General features: G+C 45.3%; 29 protein-coding genes and 1 tRNA gene. 7 read left to right on the top strand and 23 right to left on the bottom strand.

Annotation, left to right across the window (positions count from 1 at the left end):
* Positions 1 to 8: 8 nt before the first annotated feature.
* Positions 9 to 551 carry a chemotaxis protein CheW gene (locus tag N746_RS0104845; protein WP_051678517.1) on the bottom strand — a complete coding sequence of 181 codons (543 nt, stop codon included), beginning with the start codon at positions 549 to 551 and terminating at the stop codon, positions 9 to 11.
* A gap of 163 nt (positions 552 to 714) precedes the next feature.
* On the opposite strand from N746_RS0104845, the gene ygfZ reads away from it, so the two are divergent.
* A complete protein-coding gene (gene ygfZ / locus N746_RS0104840) occupies positions 715 to 1782 on the top strand; it encodes a CAF17-like 4Fe-4S cluster assembly/insertion protein YgfZ (RefSeq protein WP_029934415.1) in 1068 nt (355 codons plus the stop codon).
* A 57-nt stretch (positions 1783 to 1839) separates the two neighbouring features.
* Here the strand turns inward: ygfZ and N746_RS0104835 are convergent, their stop codons facing one another.
* From N746_RS0104835 to N746_RS0104755, 17 genes are all read right to left on the bottom strand, one after another.
* Positions 1840 to 3321 (bottom strand): 3'-5' exonuclease, encoded by a 1482-nt coding sequence (locus tag N746_RS0104835; protein WP_029934413.1) that lies wholly within the window; start codon positions 3319 to 3321, stop codon positions 1840 to 1842.
* Between the two features lie 111 nt (positions 3322 to 3432).
* Positions 3433 to 4866 carry a high affinity choline transporter 1 gene (locus N746_RS0104830; RefSeq protein WP_038125885.1) on the bottom strand — a complete coding sequence of 478 codons (1434 nt, stop codon included), beginning with the start codon at positions 4864 to 4866 and terminating at the stop codon, positions 3433 to 3435.
* Between the two features lie 159 nt (positions 4867 to 5025).
* A tRNA-Lys gene (locus tag N746_RS0104825) sits at positions 5026 to 5101 on the bottom strand.
* 189 nt (positions 5102 to 5290) lie between these two features.
* Positions 5291 to 5968: a 7-cyano-7-deazaguanine synthase QueC gene (gene queC, locus N746_RS0104820; RefSeq protein WP_029934402.1), complete on the bottom strand. Its 678-nt coding sequence runs from the start codon at positions 5966 to 5968 to the stop codon at positions 5291 to 5293.
* A gap of 1 nt (position 5969) precedes the next feature.
* Positions 5970 to 6770 (bottom strand): tol-pal system protein YbgF, encoded by an 801-nt coding sequence (ybgF, locus tag N746_RS0104815; protein ID WP_029934400.1) that lies wholly within the window; start codon positions 6768 to 6770, stop codon positions 5970 to 5972.
* 17 nt (positions 6771 to 6787) lie between these two features.
* The gene (locus tag N746_RS0104810) at positions 6788 to 7366 is read right to left on the bottom strand and encodes an OmpA family protein (RefSeq protein ID WP_029934398.1); all 579 of its coding nucleotides are present in this window, start codon (positions 7364 to 7366) and stop codon (positions 6788 to 6790) included.
* A gap of 41 nt (positions 7367 to 7407) precedes the next feature.
* Complete coding sequence (gene tolB / locus N746_RS0104805) at positions 7408 to 8733, bottom strand: Tol-Pal system beta propeller repeat protein TolB (RefSeq protein ID WP_029934392.1); 1326 nt, start codon at positions 8731 to 8733, stop codon at positions 7408 to 7410.
* Between the two features lie 18 nt (positions 8734 to 8751).
* Positions 8752 to 9807: a cell envelope integrity protein TolA gene (gene tolA / locus N746_RS0104800; RefSeq protein ID WP_029934390.1), complete on the bottom strand. Its 1056-nt coding sequence runs from the start codon at positions 9805 to 9807 to the stop codon at positions 8752 to 8754.
* Positions 9804 to 10256: an ExbD/TolR family protein gene (locus tag N746_RS0104795; RefSeq protein ID WP_029934389.1), complete on the bottom strand. Its 453-nt coding sequence runs from the start codon at positions 10254 to 10256 to the stop codon at positions 9804 to 9806. The genes tolA and N746_RS0104795 overlap by 4 nt, the downstream gene beginning before the upstream one ends.
* Before the next feature lie 50 nt (positions 10257 to 10306).
* On the bottom strand, positions 10307 to 10990 hold the full coding sequence (gene tolQ, locus N746_RS0104790; RefSeq protein ID WP_029934388.1) for a protein TolQ: 684 nt from the start codon (positions 10988 to 10990) through the stop codon (positions 10307 to 10309).
* Positions 10991 to 10993: 3 nt separating this feature from the next.
* Positions 10994 to 12004, bottom strand: coding sequence for a Holliday junction branch migration DNA helicase RuvB (gene ruvB / locus N746_RS0104785; protein WP_029934387.1), 1011 nt, complete (start codon positions 12002 to 12004; stop codon positions 10994 to 10996).
* Entirely contained in the window at positions 12001 to 12609 is a 609-nt protein-coding gene (gene ruvA, locus N746_RS0104780) for a Holliday junction branch migration protein RuvA (protein WP_029934385.1), read from the bottom strand. The genes ruvB and ruvA overlap by 4 nt, the downstream gene beginning before the upstream one ends.
* Positions 12610 to 12651: 42 nt before the next feature.
* A complete protein-coding gene (ruvC, locus tag N746_RS0104775) occupies positions 12652 to 13173 on the bottom strand; it encodes a crossover junction endodeoxyribonuclease RuvC (protein WP_029934379.1) in 522 nt (173 codons plus the stop codon).
* A 17-nt stretch (positions 13174 to 13190) separates the two neighbouring features.
* Entirely contained in the window at positions 13191 to 13946 is a 756-nt protein-coding gene (locus N746_RS0104770) for a YebC/PmpR family DNA-binding transcriptional regulator (RefSeq protein WP_029934377.1), read from the bottom strand.
* 9 nt (positions 13947 to 13955) lie between these two features.
* Positions 13956 to 15032, bottom strand: coding sequence for a quinolinate synthase NadA (nadA, locus tag N746_RS0104765; RefSeq protein WP_029934376.1), 1077 nt, complete (start codon positions 15030 to 15032; stop codon positions 13956 to 13958).
* A 6-nt stretch (positions 15033 to 15038) separates the two neighbouring features.
* The gene (gene aspS, locus N746_RS0104760) at positions 15039 to 16823 is read right to left on the bottom strand and encodes an aspartate--tRNA ligase (RefSeq protein ID WP_029934374.1); all 1785 of its coding nucleotides are present in this window, start codon (positions 16821 to 16823) and stop codon (positions 15039 to 15041) included.
* A gap of 76 nt (positions 16824 to 16899) precedes the next feature.
* The gene (locus tag N746_RS0104755) at positions 16900 to 17622 is read right to left on the bottom strand and encodes a DUF502 domain-containing protein (protein ID WP_038125884.1); all 723 of its coding nucleotides are present in this window, start codon (positions 17620 to 17622) and stop codon (positions 16900 to 16902) included.
* Positions 17623 to 17792: 170 nt separating this feature from the next.
* On the opposite strand from N746_RS0104755, the gene N746_RS0104750 reads away from it, so the two are divergent.
* The 5 genes from N746_RS0104750 to N746_RS0104730 all read left to right on the top strand — a co-directional run bounded on the left by N746_RS0104750 (position 17793) and on the right by N746_RS0104730 (position 21181).
* A complete protein-coding gene (locus tag N746_RS0104750; RefSeq protein WP_029934371.1) occupies positions 17793 to 18659 on the top strand; it encodes an SDR family NAD(P)-dependent oxidoreductase in 867 nt (288 codons plus the stop codon).
* Between the two features lie 58 nt (positions 18660 to 18717).
* A complete protein-coding gene (locus N746_RS0104745; protein ID WP_051678516.1) occupies positions 18718 to 19596 on the top strand; it encodes a polyprenyl synthetase family protein in 879 nt (292 codons plus the stop codon).
* Positions 19597 to 19700: 104 nt separating this feature from the next.
* Positions 19701 to 20078 (top strand): 6-carboxytetrahydropterin synthase QueD, encoded by a 378-nt coding sequence (gene queD, locus N746_RS0104740; protein ID WP_029934369.1) that lies wholly within the window; start codon positions 19701 to 19703, stop codon positions 20076 to 20078.
* 14 nt (positions 20079 to 20092) lie between these two features.
* Positions 20093 to 20386 (top strand): STAS domain-containing protein, encoded by a 294-nt coding sequence (locus N746_RS0104735; RefSeq protein WP_029934368.1) that lies wholly within the window; start codon positions 20093 to 20095, stop codon positions 20384 to 20386.
* A gap of 3 nt (positions 20387 to 20389) precedes the next feature.
* Positions 20390 to 21181 (top strand): prepilin peptidase, encoded by a 792-nt coding sequence (locus N746_RS0104730; protein WP_029934366.1) that lies wholly within the window; start codon positions 20390 to 20392, stop codon positions 21179 to 21181.
* A 102-nt stretch (positions 21182 to 21283) separates the two neighbouring features.
* Here the strand turns inward: N746_RS0104730 and N746_RS0104725 are convergent, their stop codons facing one another.
* Positions 21284 to 21583 carry a DUF3579 domain-containing protein gene (locus tag N746_RS0104725; RefSeq protein ID WP_029934364.1) on the bottom strand — a complete coding sequence of 100 codons (300 nt, stop codon included), beginning with the start codon at positions 21581 to 21583 and terminating at the stop codon, positions 21284 to 21286.
* 246 nt (positions 21584 to 21829) lie between these two features.
* Between N746_RS0104725 and aroG the strand changes: the two genes are divergently transcribed.
* Positions 21830 to 22891: a 3-deoxy-7-phosphoheptulonate synthase AroG gene (gene aroG / locus N746_RS0104720; RefSeq protein ID WP_029934362.1), complete on the top strand. Its 1062-nt coding sequence runs from the start codon at positions 21830 to 21832 to the stop codon at positions 22889 to 22891.
* A 76-nt stretch (positions 22892 to 22967) separates the two neighbouring features.
* Here aroG and thiL read toward each other — a convergent pair whose 3' ends face one another.
* From thiL to ribBA, 4 genes are all read right to left on the bottom strand, one after another.
* Positions 22968 to 23909 (bottom strand): thiamine-phosphate kinase, encoded by a 942-nt coding sequence (gene thiL / locus N746_RS0104715; RefSeq protein WP_029934360.1) that lies wholly within the window; start codon positions 23907 to 23909, stop codon positions 22968 to 22970.
* A gap of 90 nt (positions 23910 to 23999) precedes the next feature.
* On the bottom strand, positions 24000 to 24491 hold the full coding sequence (nusB, locus tag N746_RS0104710) for a transcription antitermination factor NusB (RefSeq protein ID WP_081835983.1): 492 nt from the start codon (positions 24489 to 24491) through the stop codon (positions 24000 to 24002).
* Positions 24491 to 24952 (bottom strand): 6,7-dimethyl-8-ribityllumazine synthase, encoded by a 462-nt coding sequence (gene ribH / locus N746_RS0104705; RefSeq protein WP_029934351.1) that lies wholly within the window; start codon positions 24950 to 24952, stop codon positions 24491 to 24493. The genes nusB and ribH overlap by 1 nt, the downstream gene beginning before the upstream one ends.
* A 4-nt stretch (positions 24953 to 24956) precedes the next feature.
* Complete coding sequence (ribBA, locus tag N746_RS0104700; RefSeq protein ID WP_029934350.1) at positions 24957 to 26072, bottom strand: bifunctional 3,4-dihydroxy-2-butanone-4-phosphate synthase/GTP cyclohydrolase II; 1116 nt, start codon at positions 26070 to 26072, stop codon at positions 24957 to 24959.
* Positions 26073 to 26105 lie beyond the last annotated feature (33 nt).

The raw sequence follows: 26105 nt of genomic DNA, 5'->3' as shown, positions 1-26105 counted from the left end.
ATTCGGTCTTAACCATTACCACGAATTGTGTGCGCATCGGCCGCTTCAATATCTTCTATGAGCCCTTCGCTTGCCAGTTTGTCAATATCAATCACAATGACCATGCGACCTTTTTTAGACGCCCCTGCTTCATTTTGATCTTTTTGTGGCGCACTTGAGTTAAACACCGTGGTTAACCCTAGAATAAACTGACTGTCGATAGAGGCCGAAATGTCTGGAGCGGCTTGCAAGCTAGCCACATCAAACTGCTGTACATCTGAAACCGAGTCGACCACCAAGCCCATGATACGCTCGCCTTGGTTAGTCAAAACATGCACCACCACAACCACCGTCGTGACATCATAAGAGACCTTCAGTTTAAATTTTTCACGTAAATCAATAATCGGCACAATCGTCCCGCGTAAGTCGACCACGCCTTTCACATAACTGGGCACGTTCGGTAATGGATCGGGGTTTTCCCAACCGCGAATTTCTTGAACACGTAATATTTCTACCGCGTATTCTTCTTTACCCAGCTCAAAGGTCAAAAACTCTTTCTTATTCGTTGTCACCAGTTACTCCCAGTGTTTACTTATTTAGACGCTAACATACTCGCTAATATACTGGGGTCCCCGCAAAATTTCAATCAGATTCCAACATGCCCCATTTAACCCAGCGCCATACTAGGGTATGATTTCAGGCCCAAACCAATAGGATTCGAAAGGAATAACCGTCATGAATAGTCTATGGCACGATTTTTTGACCGAACAAAAAGCCCAGTTTGACGATAGCGGCGCGGTCAGCCAGTTTGAGTTTCCCGAATTAGAACGCGTGTTAATCAAACATGGCCCGGTCATGACCAGCTTAGCCCACCAAGCTTTGATACGTGTATCAGGCGAAGAAGCCCAAGCTTTTTTACAAGGTCAGCTGAGTAATGATATTACCCAAGTGAATGAAGAAGCGGCTCAATTTTCGTCCTTCAATGATCCGCAAGGGCAAGTACTCGCTTTGTTTTTGGTGTTCATGCACGATGGTGACTATTTCCTAAGTTTTGATGGTTCATTACGTGAGCCAATTCTAAAACGTTTACAAATGTTTGTAATGCGCTCTAAAGTGACCTTAGAAGAAATCTCTGACACTTGGGTACGTTTTGGCTTTGCGGGTCAATTTGCAGACTTGGATATTCAGCGACGCTTAGATACTAAAATCAAAAAAGAATTTGCTTCCATGGCGTCTAAAGAACCTGGGTTAGAGTCAGTTCGCATTATCAAAGTGCCCGGGCCATTCCATCGCTACGAACTATTTGCGCCGGCAGAACAAGCGATTGAGGCCTGGTCAAAATTACGTTCAAATGGCGATGTTACTAATAGCTATGATTGGCGTTTGCTTAACATTGCTTCGGGCTTAGCCGAAGTGACCGCCGCCAACAGCGGTAAACACATCGCGCAATTTCTTAACTTAGACAAAACTCAGGTCATTAACTTTAAAAAAGGTTGCTTCCCTGGCCAAGAAATTATTGCACGCCTGCATTACCGTGGTAAGGCTGCCAAACGCATGTTACGCCTGCATCTGGATGAAGTGTTGGAATTAAACACGGGCGATACATTAGAAGTGATGGATTCCAACGAGAAGGTTCACAAGCTGGATGTTGTATTATCCAACCCGGATATTTTTGAAGGCACCTTGTGTCTTGTGGTTGGCAGTTTACGCGCGCTGGAAAAAGTAGAAGGCAACCTACACACGCTAAGCGGTGGACTGGTTAAAATTGAACCTTTACCTTATTTGATCACCGACGAAGATTAACCTCCCCTCTCCACCAGGCCTGGTGCTTCCGAATACCAGGCCTGGTGGCCTTAAACCTTAGCTTAAATTAAGTGCCTGCCGCAAACTCTTGGGCAAAACTAATACACGTTTAGCGCGTGTAATCGCCACATAAATGACATTTAATCCTTCCCGAAAACTGGGTTGTTTTACATCCGGCCATTCAAAATCTGAGGCTAAGACAACTTGATCAAACCCTAAGCCTTTCGCTTTATGCACGGTACTAATAAACACATGGGCTTGCGCCGCATAAGGAAATGCATTTTTACCTAACTGCTGGATTTTATTGAGGGTTTTCTCTTTATGGGTTTCAACAAACTTAATAATGGTTTTCCATTCAGATTTATTAAGCTCGTCTGCGACCTCACTAAACTCTTGCCACGAACCGAATAGACTTAGCTCCGGTGAACGCGGCGCTTTTCGATCGCCCTGATACAAACCATAGGCGGATGCAATCAAACGCGTAATTTGTTCTAACCCGCCATTAATACTGTAGGGAATACCGCGCGTTAAACAAAAGTCGGCGACCTCAAACACTTTGGCGTTAGTTCGACACATGACCGCATAGGGTTGATGTTTATCAAACCCCTGATTAATTGGAAGATCCTGCCCTAAACCGACAATTTTTCGAGTTTCCGACACCTTTTGTAGCAACCGATTCGCCAGCTCTGAAATATGCTCGCCAAACCGGAAAGAATGCGTCAAAGCGTATTCTTTTAACGCCAAACCTTCCATGGTATTAACTGCATTGCGCCAAGCGTAGATTTCTTGATGTCGATCCCCCACTAGGATTTTCTGGCAGGCCTGGTGGCGCATAATGGCCTGTAAAACCGGATTAGTATCCTGCGCTTCATCCAACAAAATCACATCATAAGCCAATTTGGGCTGGCGAAGCTGGAAGGCTTTAAGATAAGCATCATGGGTCATGGCGCAATCACAAGCCGGATCCAGCATATTGTCGGCGAGCTGCTGCGTTATATCGATAAGTTGTCCGACAAACAAAGCCAATTCTTGAGGACGCGCCGATTTACCCCAGAGCATGACCGCTTCAGGAATATGTGCTTCTGTGACTCGAAGATCGGCAGAATTGAAATACTGAGCAAGCGTTTCCCCAATCGCAATATTCACCTGAAAACGCGATCGACGAAACGGTCGCCAATGTTCAGGCTTGCCGGAGTGGGTTTCTAAGTCTTGATAGGGTAAAAATGCGCCACCACGCTGCAGCTTATCTTTATAGCTCGGCTGAGAAGCCATCATAAAACGATAAGCCAAACTGTGGGCGGTGCGACATTCGACCCAGTTAGGGAAAAGTTGGCGTGCCTCATCAGCAATCGCTTTGTTAAACGCCAAGTACAGGATGCGTTTATAAGTCAGGTGTTCCGCCACACCTTTAAGCGTGGTGGTTTTAGAGGCCCCTGCAAAAGCGGGCACTTTAAAACTTTCGCCACGTAAAGCCGCTTCAATAATCAACACCTGTTCTGGTGTGGCTTCATGTGACCCAATTTGATAACCAGAGTTCATCCCAACATCGCATTTTGTATAAGGCTGCCCATTATGCGAACCGCCTGTTATAAACGCAAGGAATTAAATAAGATTAAACCTACCAGCACTCCGAATCACCAGGCCTGGTGGTTAGGTCACCACCGAAGCCTGAGTGTTTGGCCAGCGTAAAGAGCCGATAACCATACCGATAATGGCCGCAAAGAAGCCAATAAAGTGAGCCGGCAAGCTTTCTTCTAGCGACGGTACTAATACCTCCAGAGCCAACCAAACGATTACCCCCATCGCAATCCCCAAATACGCTCCCGCAGAGCTGGCTCGCTTCCAATAAAGACCCGCCACCAAGGGCACAAAGGCCACCACCAACGTGATCTTATAAGCATTCTCAACCATTTTATGAATCGAGGTATCTTGCTCTAAAGACCAGAGAGTATAAATTGCCACCAACAAGGCAAACGCCACCACCACGCCACGTGTCATCATTAATAAATAACGATCACTCAACCCTGTAACAAAGCCTTTTAATATGTTTTCAGAAATAATTACCGATGGCGCCAGCATGGTGGCGGATGCGGTTGACATAATCACCGATAAAAGCGCGCCATAAAAAATCACCTGAGCAAATAAAGGCAAGTGTTGTTTGACCAACTGTGGCAAAACCTGCTGACTATCGAGCTGCATAAAATGATTAACTAGATCAGGGTTAATCAGGTAGGCGGAATAACCCAAGAAAATTGGCACAGCGGCAAACAACAAGTACAACACCCCGCCACCAACCGTCGCCCAGACCGCTACGTTTTCATTTTTAGCGGTGTTGGCTCGCTGAAACACATCCTGTTGCGCGAGCGACCCCAAACCCATAGTTAATAAGGCCGACATAAAAGCCAGCATCGCAATCGCATTAAAATCGGGCAAAAAGTTAAACTTATTTGCTTCGGCGGCATGTTCAATCACCGGCGCTACACCACCCGTCATACCTGACAAATACCAAGCAATAAACAACAAACCCAACACAATCACAATCATCTGTACAAAGGTAGTGACAGCCACCGACCACATGCCACCAAATAAGGTATAAATTAACACCACCGAGGTGCCTAACAAGATACCGTTGAATTGACTAATGTAGCCATCCGATAAAACATTGAATACAATGCCTAACGCCATAATTTGGGCTGATACCCAGCCTAAATAAGAGATCGCAATCGCAACGGACGCCACTAATTCAGTACGACGGTCAAAACGTACTCGATAAAAGTCGCCCAGTGTGAGTAAGTTCATTCGATAAAGCTTGCGCGCTAAAAACAAGCCAAACAAAATCAAACATAGAGCCGCACCAAAAGGATCAGAGATCAAAGAACCTAAATCACCCTCTAAAAACTCCGCCGGAATTCCCAGCACCGTCTCGGCACCAAACCAAGTAGCGAACACCATCGCCATAACCACCCAAATAGGCAGACTTCGACCGGCTGATACATAGTCACCCATGTTTTTAACTTTGGTGGCCGCATACAGCCCCAAACCTATCGAAACCAATAAATATAAAAATGTAAAACTAATTAACATTAAAGGGATCCTTGTTCAAAAGATGACCTTGCGATAATGGCACGCTGGGTTGGTGATAAAAAATCGAAATATAGCAGACAAAATCTAAAACGAATAGCGGTTTTTGAATTCAAGGCATAAAAAAACCCTGTTAAGTAAACTTAACAGGGTTTCCATATATGGTGGGTCGTGTGCGACTCGAACGCACGACCAATTGGTTAAAAGCCAACTGCTCTACCAACTGAGCTAACGACCCTCGTTGATATGCGGCGTATTATACAGAGCTAGCGCGGCTTGGCAAGCCTTTTGGTGATTTTTTTTAGATTTTTTTAAGCCACCAAATAGACAGACCAATCAGACAAACCACCAAGCTAACATAAACCTATGAAACTTAATCGTTTATATGAATCCACAGGTATAAACCAAATTAAAAAGAATATAGAAATTAGCGATAGCGTGTTGGGTCGGTCACACCAGCTTCGGCAAAACCTTGTTGGCGTAAACGACAAGAATCGCATTGACCACATGCTCGTCCATCACTATCAGCCTGATAACAAGACACCGTAAGCGAATAATCCACACCTAACTTCAGCCCCATATGGATAATCTGAGCTTTAGTGAGATTCATCAATGGAGTTTGAATTTTAATTAAGTGACCTTCCACCGCTGTTTTAGTCGCAAGATTCGCCATCGTTTCAAACGCCGCTATATATTCGGGCCGACAATCCGGGTAACCCGAATAATCCACCGAGTTAACACCAATAAAAATATGCTGCGCTTCCAAAACTTCAGCTAAACCAAGCGCATAAGACAGGAAAATTGTATTACGTGCTGGCACATAGGTGACTGGAATATCTGTCCCTACTCCGCCTACAGGAACATCAATTGTATTATCAGTTAAAGCTGAGCCGCCAATCGCAGCCATATTCATTTGCATGACTCGGTGAGTTTTGGCCCCATATTGCGCCGCTAATCGCTCTGCAGCCTGCAATTCAACTTGATGACGTTGACCATAGTCAAAACTCAAGGTATGGCACTCGTAACCTTGGGCGTGAGCATGCGCCAATACCGTTACGGAGTCCAAACCACCGGACAATAAAACGACGGCTCGTTGCTGACTCATGTTAATTACCGCTGTTAAAACGTTCTAAACGTCGTACCGCACTTTTAGCTGAACGTGATTCTGGCGCTTGCTTAACGAGTTGTTCATATAACTGTTTAGCTTCTTCCAGACGGTTAAGCCCCACCAAGCTGTCAGCGCCGCGCAACATAGCGTCTTCGACTTTATTGCTATTAACGTGCTGCTTAATAACGGTATCAAAGGCCGCATAAGCCTTAGCAAACTCTTGCTTAATTAAGTAGGCTTCGCCTAACCAATAATAACCATTACTTGTCAGACTAGTATTAGGAAAGTCTTTAACAAACTGACTTAAGGCTTGAATCGATTCGTCATACTTTCCCTCTCTTAACAAGCCAAACGCTTTATCATAATCGGCCTTGGCATCCGCGGTATTTTGGGCTGAACCACTGCCTACAGCTGTGGAGGCACTTTTAGCCGCTTCGGTTTTTACCGAACCAACAACAGCCGAATCTAGCTGAGTTGTTGATTCAGGTGATGCCGTTTGTTTTGGACGTGTTTCAAGCTTATTCAGGCGTTCATCCATTTCTTCATAAGATTGATCCAGTTTAGACTCTAACGTTTGTACTTGGCGTACCAATCGATCCACTTGATCATAGAGTGACTGAATTTCACGTTGTTGATCATTCATTCTCTGCGAATGCTGCAATAACACCGGATTACTCGATATACGCTCTAAACGCTCAATACGTTGTTCTAAAGTCTGAGAAAAACCAACTGAGCTAAAGACGGACAATCCGACGAAGGCAACAATTGAAAACGTTATTCTTTGTTTACTGATTTGCATTGTGATCACTTTAAACCTTAATTAAAACGCAATTCTACACGACGATTTTTATCCCAAGCCGACTCATCATGCCCCAGCTCAACCGGCTGCTCTTCACCAAAGCTAATTACGGTAATACGATCCGTATTTACACCATATAACATCATCACTTCCGCCGCCGATTTTGCGCGTTTCTCACCGAGTGCTAAATTATAAGATGGGCTGCCTCGTTCATCCGTATGCCCTTCTAAACTCAACAACAATCTTGGGTTTTCCAACATTTGATTCGCATAATGTTTGAGGGTTTGCATGGATTCCTCATCAATCGAAAACTGATCATAACCAAAGTAAATGACCGGCGAATATTCACGAATGGCTTCATCGGCTAATAAATCGCCGATTTCGCCCTGAATCAAGGTTTCACCTTCCAAGCCTTGTGAGTCACTTAAAGACAAAACTTCCACACCTTCATCCCTAGCTTGTTGGTTTCGATCTAACAAGCCTGCATCAGCTGTACGACGATCATCGACTGAAGCCCCATCAACACCAGGCATCGTGGTACAAGCGGTTAAAGAGCCTAGCAACAAGCCTGTCAACACAATCTTTGTTAAGCGCATTTGTCTAAATCCTTTTTAAATACAAGTTCGTTGAGTTCTGATTATTTGTTTGGTTGTACACGATAAGGACTCCAAGCCGGCTCCCTAACCTGTCCATCCTCCACACTTAGAATTTGTGAAGCACGACCATCGACCGAAACGACCGCTAACTGGCCTTTATTATTACGATTCATCGCATATACAATCATATCGCTATTAGGCGCAAAACTAGGTGATTCGCCTAAAAAAGCATCGGTGATAACATTAAACTCATTGGTATATAAGTCTAATAAACCAACATTAAAGCCATTATTAGAATGCACCATGGCTAAATAACGCCCATTTGGGGAGGTTTCAGGGTTTGCATTGTAATTTCCCTGAAATGAAATGCGCGAGACATTGCCTGAATCTAACTCCATTTTAAAGATTTGAGGCTGGCCTCGACGATCCGAGTTAAAGTAAAGTGACTTGCCATCTACTGACCAAGCGGCCTCCGTTTCAATCGCCCAATGACGTGTCACTTTACGTAATGCCTTGGTTTGCAAATTCATGATAAAAATATCCGCATTTCCGTCTTTGGACAGAGTCATGGCTAAGCTTTTACCATCCGGTGACCATGCTGGTGCACTGTTAATGCCAGAAAAATCGGCCAAAACTTCTCTATTGGAACCATCTAAATTCTGTACGACTACATTCGAGCGCCCGGTCTCAAATGAAACATAAGCCAACTTACGCCCATCCGGCGACCAACTTGGTGACATAATTGGCATTTTAGAGCGTAGCAAAGGTTGCGGGTTATGCCCATCAGAATCCGACACTTCTAAGGTGTAATGGCGCTCATCACCACGAATTTTCATTGTGACATAGGCCAGACGAGTGTTAAACGCCCCTGGAATGCCGGTCAACTCAAGATAGATCTCATCCGACATCTGGTGCGCTACCTGCCGTAATTGCTGGCGTGGTACATCACGCCAACGTTTACCGATGACTTGTTTACGGCGTAACACATCAACCAATCGCATTTCAACATCATAAAGACCGTTGGGTCGCTGGGTCACATTTCCCATAATCAAATGGTCAATATCTTTAGAGCGCCATTGCTCAAACACAATATCATCAACCTGAGCTGGCCTAGATGGTAACGCATTTTTATCTAACGGTGAAAAACGCCCGCTTCTCAGTAAATTGTGGCTGACAATAGCGGAAATATCTTCTGGAACTGCACCTGTACCATCTACTTGAAAGGGGATCACCGCAATTGGTAGGGCATTTTCATAACCTTCACTAATTTCAATTACTAGATTAGCTTGAGACGCACTCGCCATTAATCCCAATGTAAAAAATAACAAGGTTAGGATTCTATTTTTGACCTGAAACACTGATTTCATAATTAACCTGGTTTACGTTTAGGGTTTAAAAACAAAGCGTATATTACGCTCAAACAATTCTTCTACCGGCGGTTTAGGCAAAGGTTGTGCTCTTAGCACGGCGCTTTCAGCCGCTTGTTTAAACTGCTCGGTGGCCTGAGCATTGCAATTTTCGGTTTTAACACTCGACACATTACCATTCGGGGTTTGTGTAATCACTAATTCACACTGCGCTTGTTCCGAAATATTTGCCGGCGTACGCCAATTTTCACGCACTTTTGCGGAAATAGACGAAATATAGGTTTCGCGCAAACTTAATAATTCTCGCTGACGAGCGGCTTCACGTTGTTTAGAGGCCTCCTCTTCCGCTAACTTCTTAACCAACGCCTCTTGCTCTAATTGCTCACGCATTAAACGCGCCGCCAAGGCTTCCGCTTCCAACTGTCGTTTTTGGGCTTCTTTCTGTTTAACTTCCTCCGTAATCGCTTGTTGACGAGCGCGCTCTTTTTCAGCCTGCGCTTGAGCTTCACGTTGTAAAGCCTCTAGTTCTTTCAAGCGCTTCTCTTCGGCTTCACGTTGTTTGGCGGCGGCCTGTGCAATTTCTCGTGCTTGCTGCTCCGCTTGTTGACGACGAAGCTCGGCCTCTTGGGCGGTTTTACGGGCTTGCTCAGCTTGACGCTTAGCTTCGGCGGCGCGTTGACGTTCGGCCTCTTTGCGCTGGCGTTCGATATCGGCCTGCCGACGTGCCTCTTCTGCTAAACGAGTTTCAGCTTCTTGATCTCGACGCAACTCGGCTAGACGCTGTTCGTTACGCCTAGCTTCAGCCGCTAAACGCTCCTGTTCTTTTCGACGCGCTTCTTGTTCAGCCTTGATGCGCTCAACTTGAGCCTGAACGATTTGCTGGTCTACCGCAAACGTTTGCAATGGTTCGTTCTGAACGACTTCATCAATTTCGGTTTGACCATCAGACGACATATTAATTTTTAATGCATCGGTTTCTTTAAACCAATTATTGGTAATCAACACCCCTAAAGTTAAATGCAGCACAACCGCTAATGAAACAGCTATGGGGTGGCGTTTAACGAATAAAATCATTGGCGTTCCTCTGGCTGAGTAATCAGTGAAACATTTGGCACTCCATTATTTTTCAACACCACAAACAAATGCACTACTCGTCCATAAGGGGCTTCACGATCACCCTGCAAATAGACAGGTAAGCGCTCATCAATCTGGGTACGAGCTACAACTTCAGCCACCAAATCACCTACTTCAGTTTGGGTTAACACCACTTCGGGTGCTTCACTGGTTTTATACTGACCATCTTTGGTAATCGTAATCACAAATGGCGTAATAGGTTTAATGCTATCCGCGGATTCTTTTACCTCTGGCGCTTGTGGTAACTCAACGGTTACAGCTTGCTGCACAATGGGGGCCGTAACCATAAATATAATCAACAAAACCAAGGTGACATCAATATAAGGCACCACGTTAATTTCAGCCATTAAGCGCCGTTTGTCACGTGCTGTTCGAAATCCTTGCTGCATAGATCTACCCTTGTCCGTGTTGAGTTTGCGGACTCAATTTATAAAACATTCTATTTAGACGATACATGCGCTTGGCGCTGCAAAATGGTTAAAAACTCTTCGGCAAAACCTTCATAACGACTTAATAATTTATCTACTTTATTGGTTAAATTATTGTAAAAAATAACGGCCGGAATCGCCGCAAACAAGCCAATTCCAGTCGCCAATAAAGCCTCTGCAATACCGGGCGCGACAGCAGACAAAGTAGCGTTTGGTGTATCGCCTAAGCCCTGAAAGGCGTGCATGACACCCACAACCGTACCAAACAAACCAATATAAGGGGCCGATGAACCAACCGTCGCGAGAATAGACAATCGATTTTCTAACAGATCAACTTCTTTGTTAAACGCGATTCGCATCGTACGTTGAGAGGCCGAAACCAAGTCTGACGCTTCTTTCACACCCTGGTTTTTTAAGCGTACAAACTCTTGAAAACCTGCTTCAAAAATCGCATGCAGGCCTCTCGTGTTATCGTCTCCGTAGCGCCCCATATCGTTATACATACGACTTAAATCTTCCGATTCCCAAAAGTCATCTTGAAACTGTTTCACCAAATTATTGGCTTTACTTACTTCGTAAGATTTTGCCAAAGCCACCGACCAAGCCAATAACGACATAAAAACCAATATGGCCATGACCGCCTGCACAATAGGGCTTGCCATTACAACTAAATCCAGCATCGACTGATCGTACATCTCTTATTCCTTTTCTGTGTAATCCAAACCTAAGTGTTCGTATGCGCGCTTGGTCGCAATACGCCCTCTTGGGGTTCTCATTAAAAATCCCTGTTGAACCAAAAATGGTTCGATGACATCCTCGATCGTGCCTCGTTCTTCGCCTACCGAGGTGGCCATACTGTCTATTCCGACTGGCCCACCGTCAAAATGACTTATAATCGTTTCTAGTAAACGACGGTCCATCTTATCAAGACCTAGCAGGTCAACTTCAAGCAAATTTAGTGCCGCATTCGCGATCTTCTGGTCAATAACGCCACGACCTTCAACCTGAGCAAAATCCCGCACGCGTCGTAATAAACGATTAGCAATACGCGGCGTACCTCTTGACCGCTGAGCCACCTCACGCGCGCCCAATTCGTCTGAATCTATGCCTAGAATATTGGCGGATCGACTCACGATTTGAGCCAGCTCATCCACTGAATAAAATTCTAGACGCTGCACTATACCAAAACGATCGCGCAAGGGAGATGTCAATAACCCTGCACGCGTAGTCGCCCCCACCAAAGTAAAGGGGGGCAAATCTATTTTGACACTATGAGCGGCCGGCCCTTCACCAATTAGAATATCTAATTGGAAGTCCTCCATTGCTGGATAAAGAATCTCTTCGACAATCGGGCTTAAGCGGTGAATCTCATCCACAAACAACACATCATTTGGCTCTAAGCGGGTCAAAATCGCGGCTAAATCACCTGGCTTATCCAACACCGGCCCCGATGTTTGACGCAAGGTTGCGCCCATTTCTTGCGCCACAATGTTGGCTAAGGTCGTTTTACCCAGGCCTGGTGGCCCATATAACAGCACATGGTCCAAGTGCTCTTGACGCATTTTAGCGGCATCCATAAACATGCTTAACTGTTCGCGCACCGCCACTTGACCAATATAGTCCTGCATCATTTGTGGGCGAATTTTGGGCAGCACGTACAAATCGTCGTCCTGCTCCTGATTGCCGATTATGCGATCGGTTTCGATCATATTTTCACCTGTTGCAATGCGCGCTTAATCAACACTTCTAGACTTAAACCTTCTTCATACACACTTTTAATTAACGATTCAGCCTGTGCTTCTTTGTAACCCAAGGATATCAGAGCCGACACTGCAGAATGTGAATGTGATGTGACGACCAGGCCTGGTGCTAATTTAGATGCACTATTGGTTTGAATATTCGCCATTTGCCAGCTTTTTAAGCGGTCGCGCATTTCAATGACTAGGCGTTCAGCGGTTTTTTTGCCGATACCTGGTACCTTCGATAAAGCAGCGGTATCGGCGGCATTCACGTGTGCGCAGAATTCATCAACCGCTTGACTGGATAAAATCCCCAATGCCATTTTGGCACCAATGCCGCTGACCTTAATCAGCTCCCGAAACAAAGCACGCTCTTGCTCGGTGACAAAACCGAATAACAGCATCGCGTCTTCACGTACATGCATGTGCGTTAAAATCTGAACCTCAGAACCCAATTCTTTGAGTGCATAAAAACTCGACATCGGGGCTTCTACTTCATAACCCACGCCCTGCACATCAATCACCAACAAAGGCGGTTGTTTGACCACCAGTTGGCCACGTAAAAATCCGATCATGCTTTGTATCTCAGTGTCATTGCGTTACTCATTTTTATACGACTAACTAAAGTGGGTGCCTTTTGACAGGCTTTGTGGGTCAATCCCCAAGCTTAAATAACGGTCGTGGCATAAGGCGCACGCCAGCGCATCGGCGGCATCTTCCTGCGGCACCTCGGTTAAGCGTAAAAGTTGCTTGACCATAAACTGCACCGCTTCTTTACCGGCATGACCTTGTCCGACGATGGTGCTTTTAATCTGGGTCGGCGTGTATTCAATAATTGGGATATTTTTAATCGCGGCCGCGCACAAAATCACACCGCGCGCTTGCCCCAGCTTAATGGCCGAGTTAGGATTTTTATGCACAAAGACTTTTTCAATCGCCATCATCGACGGCTGGTATTGATCAATCAATTGGCCAACCGATTCAAATATATTCTTTAACCTTTCGGCCCCACTAAACTTTTCGACTCGAATCACGCCACTGACCACATAGGTCGGATGATAACGACCGGATTCAATTAAGCCAAAGCCAGTTTTACGTGAACCCGGATCAATGCCTAATATGCGTTGGGTGACTTTCAAACCTGTTGACTCACGTGCTAATCAGCGGCCATCAATTGTGCCATGACTTCGTCCGACAGCTCCATGTTGCTATAGACCCGTTGCACATCATCCAAATCCTCAAGCATATCAATCAGTTCCATCACCTTTTGAGCATCCTCAAAGTCTAAAGCGACTTTGATGTCCGATTCCATATGTACATCGGCTTCACTAGGTTCGTAACCGGCGCTGACCAATGCATCTGCAACCGTATGAAAATCCTCTGACGGTGTCACCACATCAATACTGCTGTCGTTGTTGACGATTACATCATCCGCGCCCGCTTCTATTGCGGCTTCCATTACCGAATCTTCATCTAAACCCGGTTCAAAACTGATCACACCTTGTTTATTAAACATATAAGCCACCGAACCATCGGTGCCCAAGTTGCCGCCTTTTTTACTGAAGGCATGGCGCACTTCTGATACGGTACGATTTCGATTATCGGTTAAACAGTCCACCATCACCGCCACTCCGGCTGGGGCATAGCCTTCATAACGAATTTCTTCGTAATCATCACCTTCTTGATTACCCGCACCGCGTGCAATGGCTTTATCAATCGTGTCACGCTTCATGTTTTCACGTAGGGCTTTATCAACCGCGGCACGTAGACGGGGATTGTCTTCAGGATAAGGCCCACCGGCTTTTGCCGCCACCACTAGCTCACGAATTAACTTGGTAAACACCTTGCCTTTTTTGGCATCTTGGCGGGCTTTACGGTGTTTAATATTTGCCCATTTACTATGTCCAGCCATGCTTTCCTCTTAACTTTTCTGTTTGACCAAACCGATTTGACGCGAGAAGGCTAGCATTCGGTCCAACGAGCCTAGGGCTTTTTGGCGAATTGATTCTTCAATCTCAATGGTTTGATCCAGTTTTTCTAAGCTATCCGCCAAATTCTGTAAACCATTCATCGCCATCCACGGACAATGTGCACAACTAATGCACTGCGTGGTCTTTGAATCGGTCGGTGCTACAATTAATTTTTTATGCGGCGCTAATTGACGCATCTTATAAAAAATGCCGTGATCCGTTGCCACAATAAAGGTTTCATCTGGCAAAGTTTGCACCGCATTAATTAACACCTTGGTAGAACCGACTACATCGGCCAATGCGACTACGGCTTCGGATGATTCTGGATGAACTAATAATTTGGCTTCAGGATGTTCGCGTTTTAATTGCTCTAGTTCAAACGCTTTAAACTCATCATGAACAATGCAATGCCCCATCCAACGTAGCATTTCTATGCCGGTTTCTTTTTCTATCCAGTTACCTAAATGCTGATCCGGTGCCCAGATAATTTTTTCACCTTGAGCTTTTAAGTGATTCACTATCTGCAACGCATTACCTGATGTCACCACCCAGTCGGCAATCGCTTTTACCGCTACGCTGGTATTGGCATAAACCACTACCGTATGATCTGGGTGTTGTGCGCAAAACGCAGCAAACTCATCCGCTGGACAACCAACATCTAAAGAGCAGGTTGCATTAAGATCCGGCATGATAACGGTTTTTTCCGGACTTAAAAGCTTGGCGGTTTCACCCATAAAACGCACACCGCAAACCACCAACACATCCGCATCTGACTGTGCACCAAAGTTGGCCATTTCCAGCGAATCTGCGACGATGCCACCCGTTTCTTCAGCCAAGGCTTGAAGATCAGCATCGACATAATAGTGTGCCACAATTTGGGCATTACGCTGTTTCAAAAGTTTTTTGATTCGCGTGATTAACGCCGTTTTATCTTCTACGTTTAACACTTTCGCCGGTTGGGCATCTGCCGCCAACTCGTTTATACGAGAAACAAGCTGAAGCGGAATTTCATTTTGTAAGTGGCTCATAGGCAACTACTTTGGCGCGTCTGCGACCTTTTTATTTAAACGCAGGTTTAACTCACGTAATTGAGCCATGTCCACCAGGCCTGGTGCTTCGGTTAGCAAGCATGCGGCTGACTGAGTTTTCGGGAAGGCAATCACGTCACGAATCGATTCACGTTCCGCCATCAACATAATTAAACGGTCCAAACCAAACGCCATGCCCGCATGGGGTGGACAGCCATATTTCAAGGCATTTAGCAAGAAACCGAACTTATCTTGCGCATCCTCATCCGAAATACCCAAAAGTTTAAAGACAGCGGCTTGCATCTTAGTTTCGTGAATACGTACCGAACCACCACCGACTTCAATCCCGTTGATTACTAAATCGTAAGCACGCGCCAGCATTTGACCAGGTGCTTGGCTGCTTAAGATTTCTTCGGTAGTCGCTTTTGGTTGTGTAAATGGGTGATGCATCGCGGCCACACGCGCGGTTTTTTCATCGACTTCAAACATTGGGAAGTCCACAACCCAAACCGGCTTCCAAGCTTCGGTAAACAGTTTGCGATCTTCACCAATTTTGACACGTAAAGCACCCAACGCTTCGTTCACAACCTTGGCTTTATCCGCACCAAAGAACACAATATCGCCATCTTTAGCGCCTACACGCTCAAGAATCTGCATGACTTGATCCGGGAAGAATTTGACAATCGGTGACTGCAAACCATCAATACCAGCCGACATATCGTTAATCTTAATGTAAGCCAAACCTTTAGCACCGTAAATGCCGACGAACTTGGTGTAGTCGTCAATTTCTTTACGCGACATATCGCCCGCACCCGGCACACATAAAGCGGCAACACGACCATTTGGATCTTTTGCTGGGCCGGCGAATACTTTAAAGTCAATATTTTGCAATAAATCCGCCACATCGACTAGTTCCAGCGGAATACGGAGGTCTGGACGATCAATACCGTATTTTTTAACCGCATCAGCATAGGTCATGCGTGGAAAGTCATAATCGAAATCGACACCAATGCCTTCTTTAAAGATGGTTTTAGTTAAGCCTTCCATCATGCCCATCACATCCGCTTCTGACATAAATGAAGTTTCAATATCTAACTGGGTAAATTCTGGCTGACGATCAGCACGCAAGTCTTCATCACGGAAACAACGCGTGATTTGGTAATAACGATCAAAACCAGACATCATCAACAATTGTTTAAACAACTGTGGCGATTGTGGCAAAGCAAAAAACTTATTTTCATGCGTACGGCTTGGCACCAAATAATCACGTGCGCCTTCCGGGGTAGACTTGGTTAAAATCGGCGTTTCCATATCAATAAAGCCGTTATTATCCAAATAGTTACGCATCGAACGCGTAACTTTATACCGCAACATTAAGGTTTTCTGCATTTCATCACGGCGCAGATCAATATAACGATACTTTAAACGAACCTCTTCGCTGACTTGCTTGTCGTCCAACTGGAAAGGAATCGGCTCAGCCATGCTCAAAACCTCTAGGTCTTTCGCCAACATTTCAACCATACCAGTCGGTAAATTAGGGTTCGTCGTTCCTTCTGGACGTTCGCGCACACGGCCCGTAATCGTCAACACACACTCAGCACGTAAGTGTTCTGCTTTAGCAAAAATTTCAGCGGTATCCGGATCCACGACAACCTGCAACATGCCTTCACGATCACGTAAATCAATAAAAATCACACCACCGTGGTCACGACGGCGATGAACCCATCCCGCGACGCTAACCGTTTCACCAATTAAAGCTTCTGTTACTTGACCACAGTAGTGTGTACGCATTATTTTTCCTTTCTTATTCAACATAACGAGCGAACGCATGACAAAATCCCGCGTTGCACTCTTTTAATAATTATTCTTAAACGTTACTTTCGTTATCTTTTTTTGACTGATTATCTAATACAGGATCGACATCCTGTTCTACAACATCAAGTTTCTGAGCCGTAATCCCCTTGAGTAACGGCTCGTTTGAAACCGGCGGCCAAGGTGGCACTACAACCCCTCCAGAAATCACCATTTTCAAGGCATCATCCACCGACATATCCAACTCAACCACTTCATGCAAAGACGCAATAATAAAAAAACCGGACGTTGGATTAGGTGTCGTCGGTACAAACAAATTGATGGTACCAACCACCCCGGTTTTCATCTGAGCTTCACCCCGACTCTTACTGGTCTGAAACGCTAACGTCCACAAACCAGGACGAGGATATTGAATCAAATACACCTTTTGAAAGGTTTGATCCCCTGCACCAAATAAGGCTTCAGCAATCTGTTTAACCGCGCTGTATATCGAGCGCACCAATGGTATTTTGGATAAAAAACGTTCCCACCAACTGACTAAACGATGACCTAAAATATTCGCCACCAACATGCCTGTCAGTAAAATAATACTCACCGACACGACAATGCCAAATCCAGGGATATCAAACCCCAGCAAAACATCAGGTTGGTACTTAGCAGGCAACAACAGTAAACTGCGATCAAATAAACCAATTAAGAAACGCAAGGCTTCAAATGTGATCCATAAGGGCAGCAAAACCAATAACCCTGCTACAAAATAGCGTTTTAAAACACCCATAACCACCCCGTAAAATTAAGCTCCACATTATACCTGAAACGAAACATCATGCGACACCAATCCACTATTGCCACCTTGATTTTATTCCTAGAATTGGTAGCGATAAAAACGGTTTTTATGTTAATTTGTTGCCAATTCAGTCGAGCTTAAAAGATTAGGACTTACAAACCATGCCAATCCCTATCACCCCTCCACAAACCATTTTAATAACGGGTTGCTCCAGCGGCATTGGACATCACTGCGCGCACGCCTTACAAAACTTAGGCTATCGAGTGATTGCTTGTGTACGCCAAACGCAAGATATACAACGCCTGCGCGAAGAAGGCTTACACGTGATTCAACTGAATTTAGCTGACCCAGATTCCGTTGACCAGGCCTGGTCTGAAGCGCTTGAACTCAGCAATAACCAGGTCGATGCCTTATTTAACAATGCCGCATTTGGTCTACCCGGTGCCGTTGAAGACCTCAGCCGAGAGGCACTGGAACATCAGTTTGCCACCAATGTGTTCGGCACTCAGCAACTCACTAACCTGGCCATTAAACACATGCGCCAACAAGGGCATGGCCGAATTATTTACAACAGCTCGGTTTTGGGGTTTGCTGCCATGGCTTACAGAGGAGCCTATAACGCAAGTAAATATGCAATTGAAGGTTTAGCCGACACTTTACGAGTCGAACTAAAGCATGACCCTATTCAGATCTGCTTAATCGAGCCCGGCCCAATATTGTCGCGTTTTAGAGCCAACGCCTACCGTGAATTTAAGCAATGGGTTGAACCTCTGTCACAAAATTCGGTGCATCAAGCAAACTATCAATCCATGGTGGCACGCTTGGCAAAAACCGAAGCCTCGGCGCCCTTTACTTTAGGCCCAGACGCGGTGTGCAAGGCGTTGTTACACGCACTGCAATCCAAACGCCCTAAAACTCGTTATCGCGTTACTTTGCCAACTAAAGCCTTCGCCCTCTTGAAACGACTTTTACCTACCCGCGCATTGGACTGGGTACTGGCTAAAGCCGGCGGCGATGGGCGACGTTAAACCAGGCCTGGTATAATGCGGACTTAATATAAATCTATCAAACTAAAACGAGCGCCCTGTGAACGCCCAATTGCAAGCCTATCAACAGCATTTAGAAACGGTATTAAACCAAACATTGGATCAATATCTAAAAACCACACCCGAACCTTTAAATCAAGCCATACGTTACGCGAGTCTGAGCCCAGGCAAACGTATTCGCCCGGCTTTAGTATTTGCGATTGGCGAGGGACTTGGAATCGAACGTCAACAAGTAGAGCCTGCGGCCTGTGCGATAGAATTAATTCACAGCTATTCACTCGTGCATGACGATCTACCCGCCATGGACGATGATGACTTGCGGCGAGGCCAGCCCACCTGTCACAAACAATTCGACGAGGCCACTGCGATTTTAGTTGGAGATGCTCAACAAACCTTGGCTTTTGAAATTCTAACCAAGGCCACACAGCTGTCAGCGCCAACAATTATTAAAAGCTTAAACATCCTATGCCAGGCTAGCGGACCAAATGGCATGATTGGTGGTCAGATATTGGACATCCATAGTGAAAATAAACAGCTCGATTTAGCCAAACTCACACAACTCCACCAGATGAAAACCGGCGCGCTCATTAAAGCCGCGTTACTGCTCGGCGCCGCACCCCATACCGACTTTGAACAACTCCAGCCCGCTCTATCAAAACTTGGCGAAGCGCTGGGATTAGCCTTTCAAATTCAAGATGACATTATTGATATTGAAAGCAATACGGCTACCCTGGGCAAAACCCAAGGTAGAGACCAACAACTCAATAAATCGACCTTTCCGAGCTTAATGGGAATGCAAGCGGCGAAAGCATTACGCGACCAAACAATTGATCTGGCGCATAAACACCATCAAAACTTACCTTTCCAAAGTCTTTTCCTGCATGATTTAATTAACTTTATTGCCCAGCGCCAACACTAATTTCGTTATAATTATTTTTTTGGGTATCATTTGGCACCCTATGCTTAATCCGCGCCTAACAACGCGTTGATTTCACGTAATTTATTAGTAGAAGACTGGAACTTATGGCACAGCAATTTACCCTTAAAACTTTACTCGACTTTGCCGCCGCTCACAGCTTACGTGGCTATGATGGTGACTGCGCAAAATTGCATGGCCACAACTGGAAGGTCGAAGTAGAAGTATCTGGCAATAGACTTAACGATATCGGTATGTTGATTGATTTTAAGCAAATCAAACAACACGCCAAACAAGCCGTGCAAGAACTGGATCACACTTTTTTGAACGATCATCCCCATTTTCAGCGCGTTAACCCAACCGCTGAAAACATTGCACAATACCTTTACACCGAAATTGCAAAACGCATTGAAACCGAAGACGTCAAAATGCACCGCATCACGATTTGGGAAAATGATCGAAATTGCGTTATCTATTCTGAATAAACTGGGAGAACCCGATGAGCATAAGCAGTCACGTAGAAAACAAAACCCTTCACCTACAAGTGATTGGCGCACTAACTGTTGATATTTTTAATGAATTTGAAAATGCTTATGCTCAAAAACAGCTTGACCACATTATTATTGACCTATTGCAATGCAATCATATCGACAGTGGCGGATTAGGCATGTTGTTGCAAATGCGGGATCGAATGGGACAGGATGCAAGCAAAATCACCATCAAAAACATGTCTCAGGACATTCAAAAAATATTTGAAGTAGTACGATTCGAACAGCTGTTTAAGATGGCGTAACGCATGAGCGAGTTGTTTATTACTGGCCTTTTAGGCTTGGTGCTTGGTAGTTTTATCTCAATGCTAAGTTGGCGTTTGCCACGCATTATGTTTCATCCAGCAGACGAACAACTTAAAGCCATCAGTCTGGGTGGCTCACACTGCCCTAAATGCGAGTCACCGTTAGCTTGGTATCAGTTAATTCCACTATTTAGCTGGCTTGTTAGTTTAGGTCGTTGCCAAACTTGCAAACAACCGATTTCTTGGCGTTATCCACTCATTGAAATTAGCGCAACCGCCTTGGCCCTTCTAGCGATTTGGCAGTTCGGATTTAATATGAGTGGACTAATTGGCGCGCTATTTTTGCTCTGGCTCCTCACCATCAGCGTGATTGATTTAGAACACCACTTAATTCTCGACAACCTGAGCCTGCCGCTACTTTGGGTCGGCCTACTCCTCAACACTCTTGGCCACTTTACCGATCCACAGCAAGCGATATTAGGTGCCGTCTTTGGTTATGGCATCCTCTGGTTAATCTATCAAATTCATTTTCGTCTGACCGACAAGCACGGCATGGGTTATGGTGACTTTAAATTAACGGCCGCGTTGGGTGCTTGGTTTGGCGTAAGTGCATTACCGCAAATTATAGTGGTTGCTGCTATCAGCAGCCTAGTTATTGCGATTCTACTTATTATGACTCGCAAACAAGCCTGGCAAAGCCATATGGCATTTGGGCCATTTCTGGCGATCGGCGGCGCGGTTCAGTTATTTGCAGGGGAGCAAGCCCTAATTGAATGGGTACTTAAGTTTGCTTAATTTGGCTGAGTTTTAATACAAAAGGATGGAACTGGAACCACCAGGCCTGGTGGTTCGGAAACCCGCAAGGTTAAGTCTTTTAGAACTTAAAAACGACAGGCTTTATGCGCCGAGTTTGACGCTCTCTAAGTCACATACCTTGGACATTTTCAGATTATTACTTTTGGCAAAATGCATCACATACTCAAACATACTGGGATTTTTTACCTCAAGCTCAGTATCAATAATTAAACATTTCACGCCATTATATAATTCTGGGTGTAAGAGTTCTGAATAAACCAAACGATGGGATTGTCCGTAGGACGCCATCATCGAAGAAATACGGTCAATCCAGTCACTCGGGCGGAATTTACGACCGTCTTCAGTCATACCTTCAATAATGTATTTGCAGTGTTGGGCCAAGACTTCACCACTTCTTTTTGAATCAATTTAATTGAAACAAATTTTAGCATAGTAAATTTTTTTTAATACCGTTGAAGCCATTTAATTTATTAAAAACCCCATTGATTCAGGCTATCGAACCACAAAAGTGATTATAAAAAATTCAAAACTACCAAAATCAACCGGTTTTTGGTAGGAGTGAGGTATCTATTTGGCTTATAATAGCTGGATTTTATGCCGCCCAAAAACGCAGGATACTGAACAAAGATGACGCAATATCAAACTGACGACCTTCGCATTAATCACATTACAGAAGTGCGCCCGCCAATTGATTTACACGAAAAGTTTCCCTTATCAGAAACTGCATCCAAGACTGTGTATGACACGCGTCAACAAATTCACAACATTCTTAAAGGCGAAGACGATCGTTTATTAGTCGTAATCGGGCCTTGCTCTATCCACGATACAAAAGCCGGCTTGGAGTATGCCCAGCGTTTAAAACAACAAATCGATCACTTTGAAAAAGACCTGCTAATTGTAATGCGAGTCTATTTTGAAAAGCCACGTACAACTGTAGGCTGGAAAGGCTTAATTAATGACCCGGACTTAAATGAAACCTTCCAAATTAACAAAGGCTTGGAGTTAGCTCGCGGCTTTTTGGTTGATGTAAATAACCTTGGTGTGCCGGCGGCAACTGAATTTTTAGACTTAATCTCACCGCAATACGTATCAGACTTAATTAGCTGGGGTGCGATTGGCGCTCGCACTACCGAAAGTCAAGGACACCGTGAGCTGGCCTCAGGCCTCTCCTGCCCGGTAGGTTTTAAAAACGGTACCGATGGTGGGTTTAAAGTAGCAGTAGATGCAATTCGCGCAGCCAACAAACCACACATTTTCTTATCGCTCACCAAAACTGGTCATTCAGCGATATTCTCCACCACTGGCAATCAAGATTGCCATGTAATTTTGCGTGGTGGTAACTCAGGACCAAACTACGAACCAGAATTTGTCGCTGATGCGGTGAATCAACTTAAAGCCGCCGAAGTACAGGCTCGTTTGATGATTGATTGTAGCCATGCTAATAGCAGCAAAAACCATGAACGCCAAATGATTGTGGCACAATCGATTGCCGATCAATTAGCACGCGGCTCTCAACATATTATGGGTGCGATGGTTGAAAGCCATCTAGTGGGCGGCCGACAAGATGTCACACCGGATCAAGACTTGGTTTATGGTCAAAGCATCACCGATGCCTGTATTGACTGGGATAGCAGTGAAAAACTGTTGGAAAACTTGGCACAAGGCGTTCGAGCCCGCCGAAAGAAATAAAACCTTGCGGGTTTAATATCTAATGACACTGGTATCGCGCACAATTTGTCGCATGCCAGTTTACTCAAACCCTTTTTTAAAAGTGCTCATAACCTCGCACAGCCATCTCACCGACCAAACCTTCGACCACCAGGCCTGGTGCTTGACGAATTTCACCAATACGATAAATCGACAGCTTCAACAAGTCGGATAAATCCTCAATAATCTGACGCTGATTTGAACTCGCCGTAAAGCACAGCTCATAGTCATCACCGGCATTTAAAGCTTGAAGTGGGTTTGACTGCGCCCACTTCTTGACGGCTATACTGAGCGGTATATCGGCTAACCGCAACTGTGCGCCCAGCTTAGACGCCTGCAAAATATGCTGTAAATCGGCTAACAAACCGTCCGACACATCAATGCTACTACTCGCCAAGTTTCGCAAGGCTAAACCTAACGCCACTCTCGCTTGTGGCCGATTTAAACGCGCTAATGCCTCAACCTCACCCGCATGGCTTGGAGCGCACCCTGCCTTAGCGAGCATCAATCCAAGCCCGGCTTCACCAATCGTGCCGCTGACATAAATGTCGTCTCCGATCTTTGCGCTGTTTCTTAACAAAGCCTCGCCTTTTGGCACCCAGCCTTGTGCCGTGACGGTAATACACAATGGCCCTTGCGTGGTATCACCCCCAATCAAAGGCATGGCATAGGGTTGAGCACAATCCTGCAAGCCTCGGCTAAATTCGGCTAACCAGGTTGAGTCAGCATTGGGCAAGGTTAGCGCCAGCGAGTAAAATGCCGGCTGCGCACCCATTGCAGCCAAGTCACTTAAATTAACGGCTAGGGATTTCCAACCAATATCGTAAGGCTCCGCGTCGGGCAGAAAGTGTACGCCGCTTACTAAGGTATCGGTGACCACCACCAGCTGTGAATCTTCTGGCGGTGTAATTAATGCGCCATCATCGCCTATCGCTAAATCACCAGGCCTGGTGGTTTGGCTCAAGGGTTTAAAATATTGCTCAATTAAATCAAATTCCATCGCCGGACTACCCAAAGCAAAAAACCCACGCCAAACCGGATAGATTGATTTATCCGATTACTTGGCATGGGCTTACTGATTAAAAAATACTTAAACTGAAAATTCGACTGGGCGCAGTTTTTTGGCGACCTTGTCCAGCACACCATTGATATATTTATGCGCGTCTTCAGCCCCAAAACGTTTAGTTAACTCGACAGCTTCATTGATCACAACTTTATAAGGAATTTGCATTTGAGTTTGCAGTTCATAAGTTGCCATACGTAAAATCGTGCGCTCGACTGGATTGATTAGCTTAGCGGAGCGATCAATAAATTGCACATATGCCTCGTCCAACTGCTCGGCTTGTGCTGAAACCTGTGCCAATAGCTCTCTAAACCATTCACGATCTAAATTAGACAGCTGTCCATCTTCAAAAAACTGCTTTTCAATCAGATAAACCTCTTCTTGGTTCACCTGCCATTGATACAACGCCTGTAAAGCCACACGACGTGCTTGAGTACGTGGGCTGGCCTGCGCTTCTTGTTCTTCGATTTCTTGTGACGGTTGCTTAATTAAGTCCGCCAGTTCTTTTGGATCGTTCATTAAATCTGCTTCAGTACATTAACCATTTCAATTGCAGATAGCGCGGCTTCTGCTCCCTTGTTACCCGCTTTAGTGCCAGCACGTTCAATCGCTTGCTCAATTGAATCGACGGTTAACACGCCAAATGCCACCGGAATATTATGATTTAACATGACTTGGCTTAAGCCTTTAGTGCACTCACCGGCCACATATTCAAAGTGTGGCGTACCACCACGAATCACCGCACCTAGTGCAACAATGGCATCATACTTGCCAGACGCCGCCATTTTTTGCGCGGCAATCGGCATTTCAAACGCGCCAGGTACATACACTTGCTCAATCAAATCCGCGCTACCACCGTGACGCACAACCGCATCCACCGCACCCTGTACCAGATGGTCCACCACGAAGCTATTGAAACGCCCCACTAATAGTCCAATTTTCATATCTTGTGCGGTTACATTTCCGGTAATCACTTTCATGTTTTTATCCTTGTTTTTCAATATATTCGGTCACTTCTAAACCAAAACCACTTAATGCGTTTAACTTCCAAGCTGAACCAATCACGCGTAACTGTTTAAGCTCTAAATCCGCTAAAATCTGTGCGCCCAAACCAAAGGTTTTGGCGTCATCTTCGGCTACGGCTTCAGGTACGTTGATACCACGATCCGACAACTGATAATGTGCAATTCTGTCTAATAGCTCGCTGGCTTCTTCGTGTTTGCGTAATAACACAATCACGCCCGACCCCGCTTGCGCAACTTGCGCCATCGCTGAGCGTAAAGGCCAGCCGCACTCTTGGCGTTGAGCGCCCAGTAAATCACACAGCGTATCCTGCATATGGACTCGCACTAAAGTCGGTTGTGTAGGATCGATTTTGCCGTACACCAACGCAAAATGCGCTTTATGGTCTAACGCGTCTTCATAAGCAATCAACTTAAACTCACCAAACTCAGTCGGCAAGGCACATTCCGATACACGTTCAACCGTCTTTTCATTCTTTAAGCGATATTCAATTAGATCCGCAATGGTGCCTAATTTTAATTCATGTTGTTCAGCGAACGCTTCCAGGTCATCACGACGCGCCATGGTGCCATCTTCATTCATAATTTCGACAATAACAGATGCCGGTTCAAACCCCGCCAAACGGGCTAAATCACAACCTGCTTCGGTATGACCGGCACGCGTTAAGACACCACCCGGCTGGGCCATGAGTGGGAAAATATGGCCAGGAGTAATAATGTCACTCGGGGTGGCATCCGCTTTAACGGCCGCTTGAATCGTAACCGCACGATCTGAAGCCGAAATACCAGTTGAAACACCTTGAGCGGCTTCAATTGAAACCGTAAAGTTGGTGCCATGCGGGTCTTGATTATCACGCACCATTAAGGGCAAATGCAGTTGCTGACAACGTTCTTTAGTTAAGGTCAGACAAATCAAACCGCGCCCATAACGCGCCATAAAGTTAATATCGCTGGCCGCTACAGTCGAAGCCGGAATCAGCAAGTCACCTTCATTTTCGCGGTCTTCATCATCCATTAGAATCACCATTTTACCTTGGCGATAATCTTCTAAAATTTCTTCTATCGAACTTAACTGCATGTTTATCCTTTTATGCCCAGAACTTCTGTGCGG

The sequence above is a fragment of the Thiomicrospira pelophila DSM 1534 genome (genome assembly GCF_000711195.1).
GTDB classification, from domain to species: domain Bacteria; phylum Pseudomonadota; class Gammaproteobacteria; order Thiomicrospirales; family Thiomicrospiraceae; genus Thiomicrospira; species Thiomicrospira pelophila.
The sequence above is the reverse complement of the archived record's forward strand: the minus strand, read 5'-3'. Positions and strand labels throughout refer to the sequence as shown.